This is a genomic window from Borrelia persica No12, assembly GCF_000500045.1.
GTDB classification, from domain to species: Bacteria; Spirochaetota; Spirochaetia; order Borreliales; family Borreliaceae; genus Borrelia; species Borrelia persica.
In genome coordinates this window covers 1-3,316 of record NZ_AYOT01000103.1, presented here as the reverse complement: position 1 = coordinate 3,316, position 3,316 = coordinate 1, and the positions used below count along the sequence as shown (strand labels likewise).

Annotated in this window: 5 protein-coding genes; all 5 read left to right on the top strand. The window is 26.1% G+C overall.

Annotation, left to right across the window (positions count from 1 at the left end; genetic code table 11):
- Positions 1-447, top strand: a 447-nt coding sequence (locus tag U881_RS0102185; protein ID WP_024653087.1) for a plasmid maintenance protein, incomplete at its 5' end; no start/stop codon positions are given.
- Between the two features lie 9 nt (positions 448-456).
- Complete coding sequence (locus tag U881_RS0102180) at positions 457-1,017, top strand: DUF226 domain-containing protein (protein WP_024653086.1); 561 nt, start codon at positions 457-459, stop codon at positions 1,015-1,017.
- Entirely contained in the window at positions 993-1,757 is a 765-nt protein-coding gene (locus tag U881_RS0102175; RefSeq protein ID WP_024653085.1) for a ParA family protein, read from the top strand. Before U881_RS0102180 ends, U881_RS0102175 begins: the two co-directional genes overlap by 25 nt.
- Positions 1,758-1,813: 56 nt before the next feature.
- Positions 1,814-2,395: a chromosome replication/partitioning protein gene (locus tag U881_RS10530; protein ID WP_038363391.1), complete on the top strand. Its 582-nt coding sequence runs from the start codon at positions 1,814-1,816 to the stop codon at positions 2,393-2,395.
- Positions 2,396-2,725: 330 nt separating this feature from the next.
- The coding region (locus tag U881_RS0102165; RefSeq protein ID WP_024653084.1) for a recombinase RecT at positions 2,726-3,316 on the top strand (591 nt) is incomplete at its 3' end.

Genomic DNA, 3,316 nt, shown 5'->3' with positions numbered 1-3,316 from the left:
GTTTTGAGACGAGAAGAGATGGATAAGATACTTGAAAATGCGATGTTGAAATTGGAGAAACAGGGTTATGAAAAATCTGAACTTAAAATACGAATGTCTGAGATAAGCGAGAAATACAAAGAAAAGCCCCATTTTATAATCGAGAATAAAAAGTACCCAGACTTAAAAAAAGTCATTGCGAAACTTAAAAAAACGGTACCACAGGTAAAGGATGAAGAAGCAGAAAAGAAGAATCTTGAGATCAACATATTTAGCATACTAGTGGATCAATTTTCTAGGAAAGTGGATAGAGCAATTTTGTTCCCAATACTTAGGGAGTATTTGGGTAAACAAGAAACATTGGACTATAAAAAAACATTTAACAACCATTATTACAACGAAATCTTCGAAATAATAGAAGAAAAAGGATATTTAAAAATAAGAGAGAGTGAGAAAATCGTAACTTGAGGGTAATTAATGGAGAGCGTATTAGAACGCCTAAAAGAAAAAAAAGTTGAAATTACACCAAAAGAAAAGAAAGGTATCTTTGTAAAGATAGAAAACATTGATAGTCGGAAAATATATCATACAAAAATATTAAATGACTTATATGTATTTGGAGTCAATAAAAATCAAAAAGGAAAATTTTTTATCTCATTCAGAGGTTTATTTAACAGAGAAAAAATTAATGAGTTCAACTTGTTTTCTTTGAAAGAAAACGATAAGTTTTTAGGGATATTTTATGGATATAGAAAACCAATACAAAATGTTATAACAAAATATGAAGAAAATGGCATTATAAAGACATATACTTTCTCAAAGGTTTGTTACATAGAATTCAGATTTCAAAAAGGCAGTATTTTTTGTTATATAAAAGGAATTTCTCGTTTGCTTAAAAAAGAGAAAATTGGGACACAATATAGCAAATTTCTATTTGAGATGTTGACAAAGTTAGAAAGACAAGTGTATGAATTTTATCGAAAAAAATTATCAAATAGGGGAATCATAATAAAATGGATAGAAAGAAACCAAAAATAATTACGATTGCGTCAATTAAAGGTGGTGTTGGAAAAAGCACAAGTGCAATTATACTTTCAACTTTATTGGCTAAAAAATATAAAGTGCTTCTAATAGATATGGATACTCAAGCATCAGTTACCAGTTATTTTTATGGAAAGATCAAAGAACTGAATATTAACTTGGTTAATCAAAATATACATGAAGTACTGATGGACACAATATCTATTAATAAATCAATTATCAATATTAACGATAATTTAGATCTAATTCCAAGTTATGTTACCTTGCATAAGGTGAATCGAGCTTCTTTTAAAGGCATACTCAAAGAATTTAAATTAAAAGTCGAAATAGGACGCTTGGAAATAGGTTATGATTATATAATATTAGACACTAATCCTAGTTTAGATTTTACATTAACAAATGCTTTAGTATGTAGCAATTATGTTATAGTGCCAATGACTGCAGAGAAGTGGGCTGTTGAAAGTTTTGAAGTTTTAGATTTCTTTATAAGAGATTTGGAAATTGCTTTATCCGTTTATATCTTTATAACAAGATTTAAAAAGAATAATACGCATAAATATCTTTTGGATATTTTAAAATTTAAGAAAAATTTTTTAGGAACTATATCTGAAAGGGAGGATTTAAATAGAAAGATAGCAGACAACTGTGAATTCGATTTAAGTAAAGATTATATTATAGAATATGAAAATATATTAAATACTTTTTTATATCAAATAAGTGAAAATTATATGAAATAATTTATCAAAATAAATTTTTCCAACGGTTGGAAAAATTTATTATAAGGGTTAATAGTATGAAAATTAATAAAAGGATAATGAGCAACGATAAAAATATTATACTTTGTAATAATAATGGTCTTTCTTTAGAAGAGAAGGAAAAAGAAAGGTATCATGAACTTAAATTGAAATTAAAATCGAATTTCAAGGAAGGTATCTATAATAAATTGGAAGCAATGAAAATTCTAAAAGAAATAAAGGATAATCATTATTATAGATATGATGGATATAAAAAATTTAGTGACTTTTTAGGTTCTTATGATGTAGCAAAATCTCAGGCATATAATTATTTAAAGATTGCAACAGCTATAGAACAAGGTATTATTGAAGAAAATTATGTATTGGAAAATGGTTTTAGGGAAGTTTTGCATTTGATAAGGAGCAAAGGATGTGAAAAATTTAAAAAATCAAGACAAAATCCAATAAAACCATTAAGATTTCAACTAAAAAATCAAGCAAGCTATGATTTTTATAAAAAAAATGCAAAATTTACTAGTTTTTTAATGGATAAACTTTTTTTAAGTAAAAGGGATTTACTTGAACAAATGATGGATGAATTTGAAAGTACAAAACACAATTTTATTAAAACGACTAACTAAATTTTTCGTGGGATAAATATATAAAGTATAAGTTGTTTAATAACAATAGTTGATTTTACTTTGAATTTGTTGTATTCTAATTGTCGTTAGTAGTACTATTCATTTAGCACTCCTAATATTTATTGTGTTCAGTTCACAAAGGCTTTTAGGTCTTGATTAAGTATTCTTTTTGAGAATTTTTAATCAGGACCTAAGTTTTTATTGTCAATTTTAGTAATTCACTATTTTATAAAATTTTTTTATTATTATTAAATATTATTTGTTAATTTTTTTAGTTTTTTTGTTATAATATTTTTATTATAAGACATAATAAGTAAAAGGAGAGGTTTGATGAGTGCAAATCTATCAAAAACAAATATGCAAGAAATTATTAACAAATATATTAGTGAAATTACGTCAGAAGATATTTTAAAATTATGGAATTCATACAAATGTATGTATGGATTAGATAAAATAGATTTACAATCAGAACGTGATATTTTAACTTTGCTTAAGATAAATAATCTTAATCCATTTAAAAAAGAAGCATATATAATCCCATTTAATGGGAGACCAACAGTTGTAGTAGCATATCAAACTTTGCTTAAAAGAGTATATGAGTATGGATATGATAGTAGAGATTTTTCATTTAAAGAAGAAAAGCTAAAGACTTATAGAGTTGATGCTAAAGGTAATATAATAGAAAAAGAAGACTTACAGTGTACTGCATATATGAGTACTAGCGAAGGAAAATGTTATAGCTTTTCAGTTCTTTTAGGAGAGTGTAGTAGAAATACAGCAGTATGGAGAGAGAAGCCAGTGTTTATGCTAAGAAAATGTGCAATAAGTGGACTTTGTAGAACATTGCCAGGAACTGATTTATCTGCTATGCCATATACTAGAGAAGAATTAGAAGGTATAAGTACTGTATATGAAGAACAA